This is a genomic window from Micromonospora sp. URMC 103 (genome assembly GCF_051386435.1).
Classification (GTDB): domain Bacteria; phylum Actinomycetota; class Actinomycetes; order Mycobacteriales; family Micromonosporaceae; genus Micromonospora.
Map to the genome: position 1 here is coordinate 1,321,161 of NZ_JBPQTR010000005.1, position 13,252 is coordinate 1,334,412.

The following is a 13,252-nucleotide window of genomic DNA, read 5'->3' on the forward strand; positions in this document are numbered from 1 at the left end:
CGGGAGGGGCCGCGCTCAGGCGTCACTGTTCGGGTCTCGTGTGCGGCGGCCGGGCGGCGACGCGCTCAGCCGTCAGCGATCGGGTCCCGCCGCGGAGCGTCGCGCCGTGTCGCGAGAATGGCCAGCGTTTCCCGGCGGACGGCGTCGGACTCGTGGACCAGCCGGCGGTGGGAGAAGCGGACCACCAGGATGCCGACGGTGGCCAGCAGCGCGTCGCGACGCAGGTCCACCTCGCGCTGCCGAGGATCGCCGTGGCTCGCGGCGCCGTCGAGTTCCACGTCGACCCGCTCGCGCTCGGCGAAGAGGTCGAGGTACATCGTCCGGCGCCCGACGCGTACCCGTGCCTGCCGGCGGAAGCGCGGCATGCCGGGGGCGGTGAAGACCCGCTCGTGACCCCAGATCTCCAGCGGGCTGCGGCACCCCTCGGCGAGCCGCCTGAGCAGCGTACGGAGGTCGGCGCGGTGGGCGATCCTCGGCGCATCCGCCAGCGCGGTCACGAGCCGCTCCGGCGTGGTCATCCGGTCGTTCACCGCCCGGATCACGGGTGCGCGACGGTCGGCGGCCGGCAGCAGCGGCCACGAGTCGACGAGGGTCCGTTCCAGGCGCAGGACACTTAATCCCCCGCGCCGGCGCACCTCACCCGGTTCCCGCGTGAGGCCGCGCAGCCGGTGGACGACCACTCCGGGTCGCGTCCGGATGCCCGCCGCGACGGGTGCCGCCAGGTGCAGCGGCGCGCCCACGGTCTGTCGGTGCAGTCCCCACGCGTCGAGGGCGCTCAGGTGACTGAGGACCGCGCGTCCGCGCGCCCAGGCCAGTGCCGCCCGGTGGCCGACGACCGGGTCGAGCCGGCTCACGAGGGGCACCTCCGGCGTGGCCGGGAGCAGCAGATTCGCGGCCGCGTACACCTCCGGCAGCACGCGGACGAGGTCGCCGCGGGCGCACGCCCGCCGCAGCGTCCACTCGGGCACGACCTGCCCGGCGAGCGTACGGGTCACGAGCCCTCCGCCGCGCTCGACGAGTTCCCGCAGCACCGGATCCACGACGGCGACGATGTCGGGCCGCCGGGCCCACGCGCAAACGCGCGTTTAATGCTCTGTGGACACCGGCCCACCTGTGGACGCCGCACCGCACCCCCGCCCGATGTGCTAGGCGGGCCGCGCCGATCGGTGACGGCTCAACGGGCCGCCTCCCGGCGTGTCAACTCGCTGAGCCGCCACCGATCGTGGCCTCAGCCGCCGTGCCACATGGGAGCGCTGCGGTTGGTCGTTCGGACGACGATGGCGGGGTCGGCGAGCGTGGCGCTCAGCCGACGGCTGGCAGCGACCGCGAGCGGCCCGAGTGTCGGGTGCCCGACCAGCGCGTGGCACGGCTCGCGGTGCGCGGGCAGTTCCCGGGCCATCCGCAACGCGATCACCGACTTGCCGGCGCCGGCCGGGCCGAGCAGCAACAGCCGCCCGGACGGTACGGCCCGGTAACGGCTCCACAGTGTCCCGTCGCGGCCGGCGAGGTCCAGCGGGCCGGCGTCGCTGGACCGCCCGATCGCCCGCCAGGAGGGCAGGAAGCGCTGCGGGGCGTTGCGCCAGCGCACCGGCAGCGGGTAGGGCTCGTCGACGGCGCGCAGCAGCCCCTCGTCGGTCGGGTCGCGACGGATCAGCTCGACGAGCTCGTCGGCGACCGCGCGCCGGTGCGCCGCGACCGCTGCCGTGCCGCCCGTACCGGCGCCGAGGACCTGGTCGAGGACGACGTAGACGGCGATGACCCCGGCGACGACACCCCACGCCCAGTTGACCTTCTCGAAGTCGTACCGGAGCCAGACCCAGGCGGTGCCGGCCGCCGCGAGAACGGCGACGACGGCCAGCAGCACCCACTTCCACGCCCGACGCCGCACGGCACGATTGTGATCGACGACGCTCGTGTCGTCCTACCCCGCGCCGCCGGTCGGCGTCAGCGCCGCGCGTTCGCCTGCAGCCACGGGTCCTCGGGCTTGGGCCGGTCGAACGTGGGCCGCGCCTGCTTCCAGTGCCCCCGGGTGAAGTCGGGCACCCGGACCGGGCGCATCCGGCCACTCTTGAGCGACTCGTGGCTCAGCGGGATCACCGAGCACCACGCCGCCGAGTCGTAGACGTCGATGTCGGGCGTCATGCCCAGCCGCATGAGCTGCACGAGCCGCCAGATGGAGACGAAGTCGCCGCCTCCGTGGCCGCCGTACTGGTCGGCGAGGCCCTCCAGCGTCGGCCACAGCCAGTGGTCGTGATCCCGCAGGATGGCGTTGTAGTCGTTGCCCGTCCGCCAGGTGTGGTTGTCGTGCCCGAGCGACTCGAGGTAGACGCGGCTGTTGTCCAGTTCGATCGACCCCCGGGTGCCGGTCAGCGTCGTCTCCCGGCTGTACGGGTGCGGCGAGTTCACGTCGTGCTCGACGCGGATGAAGCGGCCGTTCGCGGTCGTGACGAAGCAGGTGTGGCGGTCGCCGGAGATGTAGGGCCGGTCGTCCCAGGAGGAGTGGTCGTCGCCCACCCGCGGGTCCTCGGACCGGAAGAGGGCCAACGCCTTGGGCAGGGACGCCACGGAGATCAGCTCGTCGAACCGGTCGCCGCGGTTGATGTCGAGGGTGGCCGCCACCGGCCCGAGGCCGTGGGTCGGGTAGTGGGAGGCGTTCATCCTGGTCTGCCAGCGGCGACGCCAGTGCTCGGGGTGGTAGGCGCCGCCGAACAGGTACGGCCAGCGCAGGTCGTGCACGTAGCCGCCGGAGGCGTGCTGCAGGTCGCCGAAGAGCCCCTGCCGGGCCATGGTGAACATGGCCAGCTCGGGCCGGAAGTAGTTCACGTTCTCGAGCAGCATGCAGTGCTTCCTGGTCCGCTCCGAGGTGCGGACGAGGTCCCAGATCTGGTCGAGGTACGGCGCGATCGGCAGTTCCACGGCGACGTGCTTGCCGTGCTCCATCGCGGCCTTGGCCATCGGGTGGTGCCACTCCCACGGGGTGGCGATGTAGACGAGGTCGATGTCGTCCCGGCGGACGAGATTGAGGTAGTCCTCCTCGCCGCCCGAGTAGCCGGCCGGCGGGGTGTCCTGGAAACCCTGCTGCATGATCCGGCTGATGGTCCGTTCGACCCGCTCGGGCCGGATGTCGCAGACGGCGGTCACGGTGGCCACGGCGCCGAAGCGCCGATCCTGGTCGCCGCCGCGGTTGCCGAGCCCGATGAGCCCCACGCGGACCTGGTCGAAGCCCTCGAAGGGCACGTTGGTCATGCTCTTCTCGTCGCGGCCCCGCTCGGGTTCGGCGGCGCCCGGGGCGGCCGCCGCGGGTGCGTTGACGGCGCCGGTCAGGCCGGCGGCGGCGCCGAGCACGGCACCGGACCGGAGAAGGTCTCGACGGGACGGACGGAAATCGGCTGGCGGGGCCACAGTGATCACTCCTTCGACGACGGAGGTTGATCGAACATGCCTGAATGCATTAGATGTTGAGCAGTGTCAATCAAACGTCCATCGATGGCAAGGGCCTGTTCTCGGGCACCGCGAGCGGGTGTGCGGGCGTGAGCAGCCGACATTGCCGAACGGGCCGTGGTCGATTTACGCTCGGGTCGCCGTCGATTCGCGCGGTTTCGCGCGGTCGACCCCCGTGCGTTGCGAGTCGGAGCGTCATGACCCACGTCGAGCAGGACACCGCCCGTCGGCCGCAAGGCTGGCGAGACGCGATCGCCCCGGCCGGCTCGCTCGGCGGGCGGCTGCCGCGCCTCGCCTCGTCGGCGGGCGGCTCGGCGTGATCCTCACCGTCACGCTGAACGCCGCGCTCGACGTGACGTACCACGTCCCCGCCCTCACGCGCGGCGCCACCCACCGGGTCACCGAGGTGTCCGAGCGGGCCGGCGGCAAGGGTGTCAACGTCGCGCGCGTGCTGCGCACCCTCGGCGTTCCGGTCGTCGCCACGGGGCTCGCCGGTGGAGCGTGCGGCGCCCGCATCCGCGCCCTGCTGGCCGAGGAGGGGGTACGCGAGGAGTTCGCCCCGCTCGCGGCCGAGTCCCGGCGCACCGTGGTGGTGGCCGAACCGGCGACGGCTACCGGGCTCTGGGAGCCGGGGCCGACGGTCACACCGGACGAGTGGTCGGCCTTCCTCGCCCGGTTCACCGCTCTGGCGCGCGGCAGCGAGGTGGTCGCGCTCTCCGGCTCCCTGCCGCCGGGCGTGCCCGTCGACGCCTACCGGACGCTGATCGCGGTGGCCCGGGACGCCGGCGCCGCCACCGTGCTCGACAGCAGCGGCGAGCCGCTGCGCCACGGCCTCGACGGCGACCCCGACCTCGTGAAGCCCAACGCCGAGGAGCTGGCCGGCCTCGTGGGCCGCCCGCTGCCCCGGCCGGCCGACGCCGTCGAGGCGGTACGCGGGCTCGGCGCGCGTACGGTCGTGGCCTCGTTCGGCCCCGACGGGCTGCTCGCCGTGACCGCCGAGGACGCCTGGCACGCGTACACGCCGCATCCCGTGGCCGGCAACCCGACCGGCGCGGGGGACGCCTGCGTCGCCGCGCTGGCCCTCGGGATGGTGCGTCGCCAGCCCTGGCCCGAACGGCTCGCCGACGCGGTGGCGCTGTCGTCGGCGGCGGTCCGCGCCCCGGTCGCGGGAAGCGTCGACCTGTCCGAGCACCGGCGGCTGCGCCGGGACGTGATCGTCAAGGAGTTGTGATGCCACTCGTACCGACCGGCCAGGTCGTCGCCGCGGGTCCCGCCTGCGCGTTCAACGTGATCACCCTGGAGCACGCCGAGGCGATCGTCGCGGGCGCGGAGGCCGCCGGGCGGGCCGTGATCCTGCAGATCAGCGAGAACGCCGTCCGGTTCCACGGCCGGCTCGCGCCGATCGCCGCCGCGACGCGCGCCGTCGCCGCGGCGGCCACGGTCGACGTGGCGCTGCACCTCGACCACGTCGTCTCCCCCGAGTTGTGGCGTCAGGCGCCGGAGCACGGCTTCGGCTCGGTGATGGTCGACGCGTCCCGCCTGCCGTACGCCGAGAACGTCGCGGCGACGCGGGCGGCGGCCGACTTCGCCCACGCCCGCGGCCTGTGGGTGGAGGCCGAGCTGGGCACGGTCGGCGGCAAGGACGGCGAACCGCCGGTCGACCCGCACGCCCCCGGCGCCCGCACCGAACCGGCCGAGGCGGCGTCGTACGTGGCGGCGACCGGTGTGGACGCCCTCGCCGTCGCCGTCGGCTCGACGCACGCCATGACCACGCGCAGCGCGGCGCTCGACCACGCCCTCGTCGAGCGGCTGCGGGCCGCCGTGCCGGTGCCTCTGGTGCTGCACGGGTCGTCCGGGGTGCCCGACGAGGAGCTGCGCCGGGCCGTGGTCGGCGGCATCGTGAAGGTGAACATCGGCACGGCGCTCAACGTGGCCTTCACGGCCGCGACGCGGCACGCCCTCGCCGCGCGGCCGGAACTGGTCGACCCGCGTCGCTACCTCGCGCCCGCCCGCGACGCGATGAGCGAGACGGTCGCCCACTTCTGCCGGGTCGTGGCCGGCGAGGACGACACGTCCGGCCGGGTCGTGGCCGGCGACGACAGCTCCGGCCGGGTCGACGCCGGCCTCGCCGTCACGGTGGCCGAGTCGTGACACGTCCGTTCGCCGCCGCGCCGGCCGGAGCCGCCAGGTGACCGCCACCCGGACCACGACGGGAGATCCCGCGCCGGGGGCCATGGCCGACCGGGCCCGGCGGTTGCAGGCGCTGCTGGAACTGCTCGCCGCCCGGGGCGGGCGGCTGTCCGTCGGCGAGGCGGCCAACGCCCTGGGCGTCTCCGAGGCGACCGTCCGTCGCGACTTCACCGCGCTCGCTGCGCAGCAGCTCGTCACGCGCACCCACGGCGGCATCGTGGCCAGCTCGGTCGCGTACGACCTGCCGGTCCGCTACCGCCACCGCGGTGACCGCAGCACCAAGGAACGCATCGCGGCGACCGCCGCCGGGCTCGTCGAGCCGGGCAGCGTCGTGGGGCTGAACGGCGGCACCACCACGTCCGCCACGGCCCGGCACCTCGCGGCGCGGCCCGACCTGGCCCAGGCCACCCACCGGCCGGCCCTCACCGTGGTGACGAACGCGCTGAACATCGCCACCGAGATGGTGCTGCGGCCGTCCCTGCGCACCGTCATCCTCGGCGGGGTCGCGCTGCCGCAGTCGTACGAGCTGACCGGGCCGCTGACCACCATGGTCATGCAGTCCCTGTGGCTGGACGTGCTCGTCCTCGGCGTCGACGGCTTCTCGGCCGACGGGACGTCGTGCCACGACGAGAGCGAGGCGGGCATCGACGCGCTCATGGTCAGCCGCGGCCGCCGGGTGGTCGTCGTCGCCGGGTCGGAGAAGCTGGGACGCCACTCGTTCGCGAAGATCTGCGACGCGTCGGCCGTGGACACCCTCGTCACCGACGACGCGGCCGACGAGACGGTGGTGGCGGAGCTGCGGTCGGCCGGCGTCACCGTCCTCCTGGCCTGATCCGCGGCTACCTGTGTTCATCAGTACGGCCTCGCAACTTCAGGGAAGGTGTCCCCTCTACCGGGCTCGGAGGCCGCTACTTGCCTGATGTTGCGCGGATCTCGGCGCTCGGACCCGCGTCAACCGCGCGGATCTTGGCGGGCGGCCCGCCTCAGTCGGCGGTGCCCACCTTCTCGAAGGCCCGGGCCACTGAGGCGAGGTCGAGGCCCTCGAAGTGGTCGAGGAAGCGCCGGCGGACGGCAGCCAGGTGGCTCGGCCAGGCCGCCTCCAGGCGGGCGAAGCCGGCGTCGGTGAGCACGGCGTTCCACCCGCGGGCGTCCTCCGCGCAGCGGACCCGCTCGACGAGGCCCTGGCCCTCCAGCCGGCTGATGGTGCGGGTCATCCCGCTCAGGGAGAGGTGGCAGGCGCTCGCCAGGTCGCTCATCCGCAGCCGCCGTCCGGGCGCCTCGGAGAGGTGCATGAGGGCCGTGTACTCGGTGACGGGCAACTGGCGTTCGGCCATCATGTCGGCGTCGATCGCCCGGGGCAGGACGTGCATCACCCGGCCCAGGGCGCGCACCAGCGCCTCCTCGTCGGGGTCGAGGGGTCTGGGCTGTTCCACGGCGTCACCGGTGGTCATACACCCACTGTAATTGCTTGAGCGAGCAACTTGTGTGACGGTAGACATACGGTCGATATTTGCTTGACCAAGCAAGCGGTGTCTAGCGTGTGGTCGTCAGGCAAGACTTCTGGAGAGGGCACCACGCACATGACCAGGATCGGCATCATCCTCGGCAGCACCCGCCCCGGGCGTAACGGCGAGGCCGTGGCCCGCTGGGTCCTCGAGCTCGCCAAGCAGCGCTCGGACGCGCAGTTCGAGCTCATCGACCTGCTCGACCACCCGCTGCCGCACCTCGACGAGGCCATCCCGCCGTCGATGGGCCAGTACACCCAGCCGCACACCAAGCGCTGGGCCGAGACGATCGCCTCGTACGACGGGTTCGTGATCGTGACCCCGGAGTACAACCACTCGACCTCGGGCGCTCTCAAGAACGCCATCGACTTCCTCTACGCCGAGTGGAACAACAAGGCCGTCGGCTTCGTGAGCTACGGCTCGGTGGGCGGCGCCCGGGCCGTCGAGCACCTGCGCCTCATCGCGGCCGAGCTGCAGATGGCCGACGTACGGTCCCAGGTGGCGCTGTCGCTGCACTCGGACTTCGAGAACTACAGCGTCTTCAAGCCCAACCCGGTCCACGTGCCGGCACTCACCACCATGCTCGACCAGGTCGTGGCCTGGAGCACCGCGCTCGCCCACCTGCGCCAGAACTGAACAGAGCGCCAGAACCGAACGAGACGGTGGCCGCGGGACGCCCCCGCGGCCACCGTCGCGCATCCGGACGGCTCAGGCGGCCAGGGTGGCGTAGCGGCCGTTACGGTCCATGAGGCTGTCGTGGGTGCCGCTCTCGACGATGCGGCCGTGGTCGAGCACCGCGATCTGGTCGGCGTGGCGGACGGTGGAGAGCCGGTGCGCGATGGTGATCGTCGTACGGCCCTCGGCCAGGGCGTCGAACGCCCGCTGGACGGCCCGTTCGGTCTCGGTGTCGAGAGCGCTGGTGGCCTCGTCGAGGATCAGTACGCGGGGGTCGCGCAGCAGCGTACGGGCGATGGCCAGCCGCTGCTTCTCGCCGCCGGAGAAACGGTGCCCCCGGGAGCCGACCACCGTGTCGTACCCGTCGGGCAGGCCCGCGATCAGCTCGTGGATCTGGGCGGCGCGGGCGGCGGCCTCGATCTCGGCGTCGGTGGCGTCCGGCCGGGCGTAGCGCAGGTTCTCCCGCACGGTGGTGTGCAGCAGGTACGTCTCCTGGCTCACCACCCCGACGATCGCGGCGAGATCGTCGAGGCGCAGGTCCCGCAGGTCGACGCCGTCGATGGTGACCCGGCCGTTGGTGGGGTCGTGCAGCCGGCTCACCAGCGCGGCGAGGGTGCTCTTGCCGGAGCCGGTCTCGCCGACCAGCGCGAGGCCGGTGCCGGCCGGCACGTCGAGGGTGACGCCGGCGACGGCGGCCGTGTCGCTGCCCGGGTAGCTGAACGTGACCTCCTCCAGGCGGAGGTGGCCCCGGACGCGGCGCGGGTCGACCGGGACGGGGTCGACCGGGTCGGCCACCTCGACGGGCAGGTCGAGGTACTCGAAGATCCGCGCGAAGAGCGCCAGCGACGAGGTCAGCGAGACGCCCACGTTGAGCAGGCCCATGAGCGGGCGGAACAGGCTGTTCTGGAGCGCCGTGAAGGCCACGACCGTGCCGATGCTCAGCGTGCCGGCGGTGCCGGGCAGGCCGGCTGCGAGGTAGATGAGCGCCGGGACGGCGGCGAAGACGATGGTCATCGAGGCCATCCGCCAGCGGCCGGCGAGCTCGCTGCGCAGCTCCAGGTCGACGAGGCGGGCGGACGAGCCGCGGAACCGCTCGACCAGCGCCGGCCCGGTGCCGAGGGTCTTGGCGAGCTGGATGCCGCTGACCGACAGGCCCTCCTCGATGGTGACGTTGAGGTCGGCGAGCTCGCGCTGGCGCTCGGCCGTGATCTCCCGGCGCAGCCGGGCGACCCGGCGGGTCAGCCAGACGGCCGGCGGCAGGATGATCAGCGAGATCAGCGAGAGCCGCCAGGAGAGCGCCACCATGGCCGCCGCCGTGGCGACCACGGTCGTGAGGTTGGCCGCGACGGCGGTCGCGGTGGACGTGACCACCGACTGCATGCCGCCGATGTCGTTGGTGATGCGGGACTGCACCTCGCCGGTACGGGTACGGGTGAAGAACCCGAGTGACTGGCGTTGCAGGTGGGTGAAGACGTCGGCGCGCAGCCGGTGCATGACCTCCTGCCCGACGCGGGTGGAGATCCAGGTCTGCACGACGCCGAGGACGGCGGTGACGGCCGCCACCGCGACCATGCCGAGGACCAGCCAGGCGAGCAGGGTCAGGTCGCGTTGGGGCAGGGCACGGTCGATCACGTGCCGCAGCAGGAACGGCGAGGCCATCGAGATGACCGAGGACGCCACGATGATCGCGGTCACGACCGCGAGCGGCGTCCGGTGCGGGCGGAAGAGGCCGGCGATGCGCCGCAGCGACACCTGCTGGGCCTGCGCCTTCTCGGTGGCGCTGACGGTGCGGGGGCCGCGCTCGCGGCCGAGGGGGGTGGGATCCAAGAGGAGCGCCTTCCGTCGGGGGATGTTACTGAGGTTGCCTCATCATGAGGGAACAACCATACATACTGCTACCGTATTCCGCGTGATCGAGCCGGACGGCGACGACGAGACCCTGCCCGAGGCGTTCTGGAGGGTGGCGCGCCTGCTGCGCCACCGCACCCGGGAGGCCCTCGCGCCGTGGGACGTCACCCCCAGCCAGGCGCGTGCGCTCGGCGTCCTGGCCCGGCACGGGGTTCTGCGCCCCGGGGCGCTCGCCGAGCACCTGCGCATCGCCCCCCGCTCGGCCACCGAGGTCGTCGACGACCTGCAACGGCGCGGCCTCGTGGAACGCCGGCCCGACCCGCACGACCGGCGGGCCACCCTCGTGGCGTTGACCGACGACGGCGTACGCGCCGGGGCCGCCATCCGGGCCGCCCGGCAGGCCGAGACGGACCGGTTCTTCGCCGACCTCGACCCGGACGACCGGGAGCAGCTCACCCGCATCCTGCGTACGCTCCGCGGCTGACCGCTGGCGCGGCCCGGCGCGCGTTTGCCCACCCCCCGACCGGGTAGCCGCTCCCGTCCGACGGACGGGACCGTGTCCCGGTGACGGGAGGGGGCTCGTGGCACGCCTGCGAAGCCGTGAGACCGAAGGTCCGCGCTGATGTGCGGGATCACCGGGGAGGCCCGCTTCGACGGATCGCCGCCCGACGCCGAGGCCGTGACCCGGATGACGGAGGCGCTGCGCTTCCGCGGCCCGGACGGCGAGGGACTCTGGAACGACGGATGGGTGACCCTCGGACACCGCCGCCTGACCATCATCGACCTGTCCGACGCCGGCGGCCAGCCGATGGTCCGCGAGGACCTCGGGCTGGCCCTCGTCTTCAACGGCTGCATCTACAACTACCCCGAGCTGCGCGAGGAACTGCGCAACGCCGGCTACACCTTCCACTCCACCAGCGACACCGAGGTCATCCTGGTGGCGTACGCCCACTGGGGCGAACGGTTCGTCGACCACCTCGTGGGCATGTTCGCCTTCGGGCTCGTGGACCGGGCACGGCGGCGGCTCGTGCTGGCCCGCGACCGCCTCGGCATCAAGCCGCTCTACCTCGCCGAGACGCCGGGGCGGCTGCGCTTCGCCTCCAGCCTGCCGGCGCTGCTGCGGGCCGGGGACGTCGACACGAGCATCGACCCGGTCGCGTTGCACCACTACCTCTCCTGGCACTCGATCGTGCCGGCGCCCCGGACCGTCCTGCGCGGCGTGCGCAAGCTGCCGCCGGCCACGCTGCGGATCGTGGAGGCCGACGGGCGCAGCCGCGACGAGGTGTACTGGCGGCCGGACTACGTGCGGGAGCCGGCCGACGCCGGCATGGACGCCCGCGACTGGCAGGCCGCCGTCGGGGACGCGCTGCGCACCGCCGTACGCCGCCGGCTGGTGTCCGACGTCCCGGTCGGCGTGCTGCTCTCCGGCGGGCTCGACTCCAGCCTCATCGTGGCGCTGCTCGCCGAGGCCGGGCAGGAGCACCTGCGGACGTTCAGCATCGGCTTCGACAGCCGGGGCGACGAGTCGGGCGACGAGTTCCACTACTCGGACCTGGTGGCCCGCGCCTTCGACACCGACCACCAGCGGATCCGGCTTCCCGACGAGGACCTGGTGCCGGCCGTACGCCGGACCGTGCTGGCCATGACCGAGCCGATGGGCAGCCACGACGTCGTCGCCTTCCACCTGCTCTCCGAACAGGTGGCGCGGCACGTCAAGGTGGCGCAGTCGGGGCAGGGCGCCGACGAGGTGTTCGCCGGGTACGGCTACCACCGGCCCCTGGCCGACGTCCCGCGTGAGGCCGCCGCCGCGGAGTTCACCGCCGCGTTCTTCGACCGGGACCACGCCGAGCTGAACCGGGTGGTCGGCCCGGCGTACGCGCTGGACCGCGACGTGAGCCGTGACCTCGTCGAGGAGCACCTCGCGGCGCCCGGCGCGCAGACCGCCGTGGACGCCGTCCTGCGGCTGGACACCCACCTGATGCTCCCCGACGACCCGGTGAAACGGGTCGACAGCATGAGCATGGCGTGGGGGCTGGAGGTGCGTACGCCCTTCCTCGACCAGGATCTGGTCACCCTCGCGGCGCACTGCCCGCCCGAGCACAAGCTGGCCGAGGGTGGCAAGGGGGTGCTCAAGGCGGTGGCCCGGGAGGTGCTGCCCGCCGAGGTGATCGACCGGCCGAAGGGCTACTTCCCGGTGCCGGCCCTGCGCAACGTGGACGGCCCGGTGCGCGAGCTGGTCGCCGAGGCGTTGCAGGCGCCCGCCGCCCGCGAGCGGGGCCTGTTCCGCTCCGAGTACGTGGCGACGCTGCTCGCCGAACCGGACCGGGCCGAGGCGGCGGCGGGCAGCAACAAGCTGTGGCAGCTCGGCCTGCTGGAGCTGTGGCTCCAGTCCCACGGCGTGACCTGACCCGGCGGCGCGCCGGGGACGTCAGGCGGCGGTGGTCCAGGTGGCGAGGTGGTCGAGGACCGCGCGGAGGTCCCCGGTGTCGTCGAGGATCCGGCGCTGCCGGGTCGCCCCGGTACCCTCCCGGCGCAGCCGGGACAACTGGTCCACCACGTACGGAAGGTCGCCGTGGCGGACCAGGGCGGGCGTGACCGTGGCGAACAGCTCGTCCACCAGCGCCCACGCCGGGCGGGCGCCGCCCGCGCGCAGGTCGATGAGCTCGCCGTCCAGGCCGTCGTGGGCGGCCCGCCAGTGCGCCGCCGAAACGAGGCAGTCCCGGATCGGCGACGCCGGCACCCCGGCCCGCGCCTCGTCGACCACCGTGGCGACGAGCGCCCGCAGCAGCGCGGCGACCACGACCGCGTCGTCCACGGTGGGGCAGACGTCGCCGACCCGGATCTCGACGGTGGGGTAGCTGGCGGACGGGCGGGCGTACCAGTAGACCATCGCGGCGTCGAGCATGACGCCGGCCGCGGTCAGCTCGTCGACGGTGCGGTCGTAGTCGGCCGCCGACGCGAAGTACGGGGTGGGCCCGAGGCTCGGCCAGCGTTCGAGCTGCATGGAGCGCCAACTGGCGTGCCCGGTGTCGCGGCCGTCGTGCAGCGGCGAGTTGGTGGCGATCGCGTGCACGACCGGCAGCCACGGGCGCAGGTGGTTGCAGACCTGCACGGCCAGTTCGCGGTCGGGCACCCCGACGTGCACGTGGCAGCCGCAGACCGCGGGGTCGTGCGCCACCGGCCCGTACCGTCGGGACATGGCGTGGTAGCGGGGTTTGTCCGGCACCGTCCGGTGCGGCTCGTGCATCGGCGTGGCGCCGACCGCGACGAGCCGCGCCCCGGCCGCCGCGGCCGCCTCCGCGGCGGAACGCCGCAGGTCCACCAGGTGCGCGCGCAGCTGCGCGAGGTCGGCGGTGACGGGGGTGACCATCTCCACCATGCTGTGCCGGAACTCCTGCCGGCTCTGGTCGCGCGCCGAGCCGGGCAGCGCGTCGAGCACGCGCTGGGCGACCGGCAGGTTCTCCCCCGTCTCCGGGTCCAGCAGCAGGTACTCCTCCTCCACCCCGAGCGTCAGCGTGGTGAGGTCGGGTACCGCCGTGGCGACTGTCGGACGGTACGTCATGCGTTCGGCGTCCGTTTCGTCGGGCGCGCGG

13 protein-coding genes are annotated in these 13,252 nt (G+C 73.6%); 7 read left to right on the forward strand and 6 right to left on the reverse strand.

The window, feature by feature from the left end; translation table 11 throughout:
- Positions 1–65: 65 nt before the first annotated feature.
- The 3 genes from ACSNOA_RS19205 to ACSNOA_RS19215 all read right to left on the reverse strand — a co-directional run bounded on the left by ACSNOA_RS19205 (position 66) and on the right by ACSNOA_RS19215 (position 3,402).
- Positions 66–1,040, reverse strand: a complete 975-nt coding sequence (locus tag ACSNOA_RS19205; protein ID WP_436660151.1) for a DUF559 domain-containing protein — start codon at positions 1,038–1,040, stop codon at positions 66–68.
- 188 nt (positions 1,041–1,228) lie between these two features.
- A complete protein-coding gene (locus ACSNOA_RS19210; RefSeq protein WP_436660152.1) occupies positions 1,229–1,888 on the reverse strand; it encodes an ATP-binding protein in 660 nt (219 codons plus the stop codon).
- Between the two features lie 56 nt (positions 1,889–1,944).
- Positions 1,945–3,402, reverse strand: coding sequence for a Gfo/Idh/MocA family oxidoreductase (locus ACSNOA_RS19215; protein WP_436660154.1), 1,458 nt, complete (start codon positions 3,400–3,402; stop codon positions 1,945–1,947).
- A gap of 236 nt (positions 3,403–3,638) precedes the next feature.
- Between ACSNOA_RS19215 and ACSNOA_RS19220 the strand changes: the two genes are divergently transcribed.
- The 4 genes from ACSNOA_RS19220 to ACSNOA_RS19235 all read left to right on the forward strand — a co-directional run bounded on the left by ACSNOA_RS19220 (position 3,639) and on the right by ACSNOA_RS19235 (position 6,463).
- Positions 3,639–3,761 (forward strand): hypothetical protein, encoded by a 123-nt coding sequence (locus tag ACSNOA_RS19220; protein WP_436660155.1) that lies wholly within the window; start codon positions 3,639–3,641, stop codon positions 3,759–3,761.
- Complete coding sequence (locus tag ACSNOA_RS19225; RefSeq protein ID WP_436660157.1) at positions 3,758–4,672, forward strand: 1-phosphofructokinase family hexose kinase; 915 nt, start codon at positions 3,758–3,760, stop codon at positions 4,670–4,672. The genes ACSNOA_RS19220 and ACSNOA_RS19225 overlap by 4 nt, the downstream gene beginning before the upstream one ends.
- Positions 4,672–5,592, forward strand: a complete 921-nt coding sequence (locus ACSNOA_RS19230) for a class II fructose-bisphosphate aldolase (protein WP_436660159.1) — start codon at positions 4,672–4,674, stop codon at positions 5,590–5,592. The genes ACSNOA_RS19225 and ACSNOA_RS19230 overlap by 1 nt, the downstream gene beginning before the upstream one ends.
- An 82-nt stretch (positions 5,593–5,674) precedes the next feature.
- Positions 5,675–6,463 carry a DeoR/GlpR family DNA-binding transcription regulator gene (locus tag ACSNOA_RS19235; protein ID WP_436662375.1) on the forward strand — a complete coding sequence of 263 codons (789 nt, stop codon included), beginning with the start codon at positions 5,675–5,677 and terminating at the stop codon, positions 6,461–6,463.
- A 151-nt stretch (positions 6,464–6,614) separates the two neighbouring features.
- Here the strand turns inward: ACSNOA_RS19235 and ACSNOA_RS19240 are convergent, their stop codons facing one another.
- Positions 6,615–7,082 carry a MarR family winged helix-turn-helix transcriptional regulator gene (locus ACSNOA_RS19240; RefSeq protein ID WP_436660161.1) on the reverse strand — a complete coding sequence of 156 codons (468 nt, stop codon included), beginning with the start codon at positions 7,080–7,082 and terminating at the stop codon, positions 6,615–6,617.
- 129 nt (positions 7,083–7,211) lie between these two features.
- On the opposite strand from ACSNOA_RS19240, the gene ACSNOA_RS19245 reads away from it, so the two are divergent.
- Positions 7,212–7,772 carry an NADPH-dependent FMN reductase gene (locus tag ACSNOA_RS19245; protein ID WP_436660162.1) on the forward strand — a complete coding sequence of 187 codons (561 nt, stop codon included), beginning with the start codon at positions 7,212–7,214 and terminating at the stop codon, positions 7,770–7,772.
- 72 nt (positions 7,773–7,844) lie between these two features.
- On the opposite strand, the gene ACSNOA_RS19250 is transcribed toward ACSNOA_RS19245, so the two are convergent.
- Positions 7,845–9,638 carry an ABC transporter ATP-binding protein gene (locus ACSNOA_RS19250; RefSeq protein WP_436660164.1) on the reverse strand — a complete coding sequence of 598 codons (1,794 nt, stop codon included), beginning with the start codon at positions 9,636–9,638 and terminating at the stop codon, positions 7,845–7,847.
- An 82-nt stretch (positions 9,639–9,720) separates the two neighbouring features.
- Here ACSNOA_RS19250 and ACSNOA_RS19255 point away from each other — a divergent pair, with 82 nt between their 5' ends.
- The gene (locus ACSNOA_RS19255) at positions 9,721–10,143 is read left to right on the forward strand and encodes a MarR family winged helix-turn-helix transcriptional regulator (protein WP_436660166.1); all 423 of its coding nucleotides are present in this window, start codon (positions 9,721–9,723) and stop codon (positions 10,141–10,143) included.
- A gap of 138 nt (positions 10,144–10,281) precedes the next feature.
- Complete coding sequence (locus tag ACSNOA_RS19260; protein ID WP_436660167.1) at positions 10,282–12,066, forward strand: N-acetylglutaminylglutamine amidotransferase; 1,785 nt, start codon at positions 10,282–10,284, stop codon at positions 12,064–12,066.
- Between the two features lie 21 nt (positions 12,067–12,087).
- Here the strand turns inward: ACSNOA_RS19260 and ACSNOA_RS19265 are convergent, their stop codons facing one another.
- The gene (locus ACSNOA_RS19265) at positions 12,088–13,221 is read right to left on the reverse strand and encodes a carboxylate-amine ligase (protein ID WP_436660169.1); all 1,134 of its coding nucleotides are present in this window, start codon (positions 13,219–13,221) and stop codon (positions 12,088–12,090) included.
- Positions 13,222–13,252: the final 31 nt, after the last annotated feature.

Excerpts from the sequence above, each read along its gene's own strand:
- ACSNOA_RS19220 (WP_436660155.1), top strand. The coding sequence starts at position 3,639 with ATGACCCACGTCGAGCAGGACACCGCCCGTCGGCCGCAAGGCTGGCGA.
- ACSNOA_RS19230 (WP_436660159.1), top strand. The coding sequence starts at position 4,672 with ATGCCACTCGTACCGACCGGCCAGGTCGTCGCCGCGGGTCCCGCCTGC.
- ACSNOA_RS19235 (WP_436662375.1), top strand. The coding sequence starts at position 5,675 with ATGGCCGACCGGGCCCGGCGGTTGCAGGCGCTGCTGGAACTGCTCGCC.
- ACSNOA_RS19240 (WP_436660161.1), bottom strand. The coding sequence starts at position 7,082 with ATGACCACCGGTGACGCCGTGGAACAGCCCAGACCCCTCGACCCCGAC.
- ACSNOA_RS19245 (WP_436660162.1), top strand. The coding sequence starts at position 7,212 with ATGACCAGGATCGGCATCATCCTCGGCAGCACCCGCCCCGGGCGTAAC.
- ACSNOA_RS19260 (WP_436660167.1), top strand. The coding sequence starts at position 10,282 with ATGTGCGGGATCACCGGGGAGGCCCGCTTCGACGGATCGCCGCCCGAC.
- ACSNOA_RS19265 (WP_436660169.1), bottom strand. The coding sequence starts at position 13,221 with ATGACGTACCGTCCGACAGTCGCCACGGCGGTACCCGACCTCACCACG.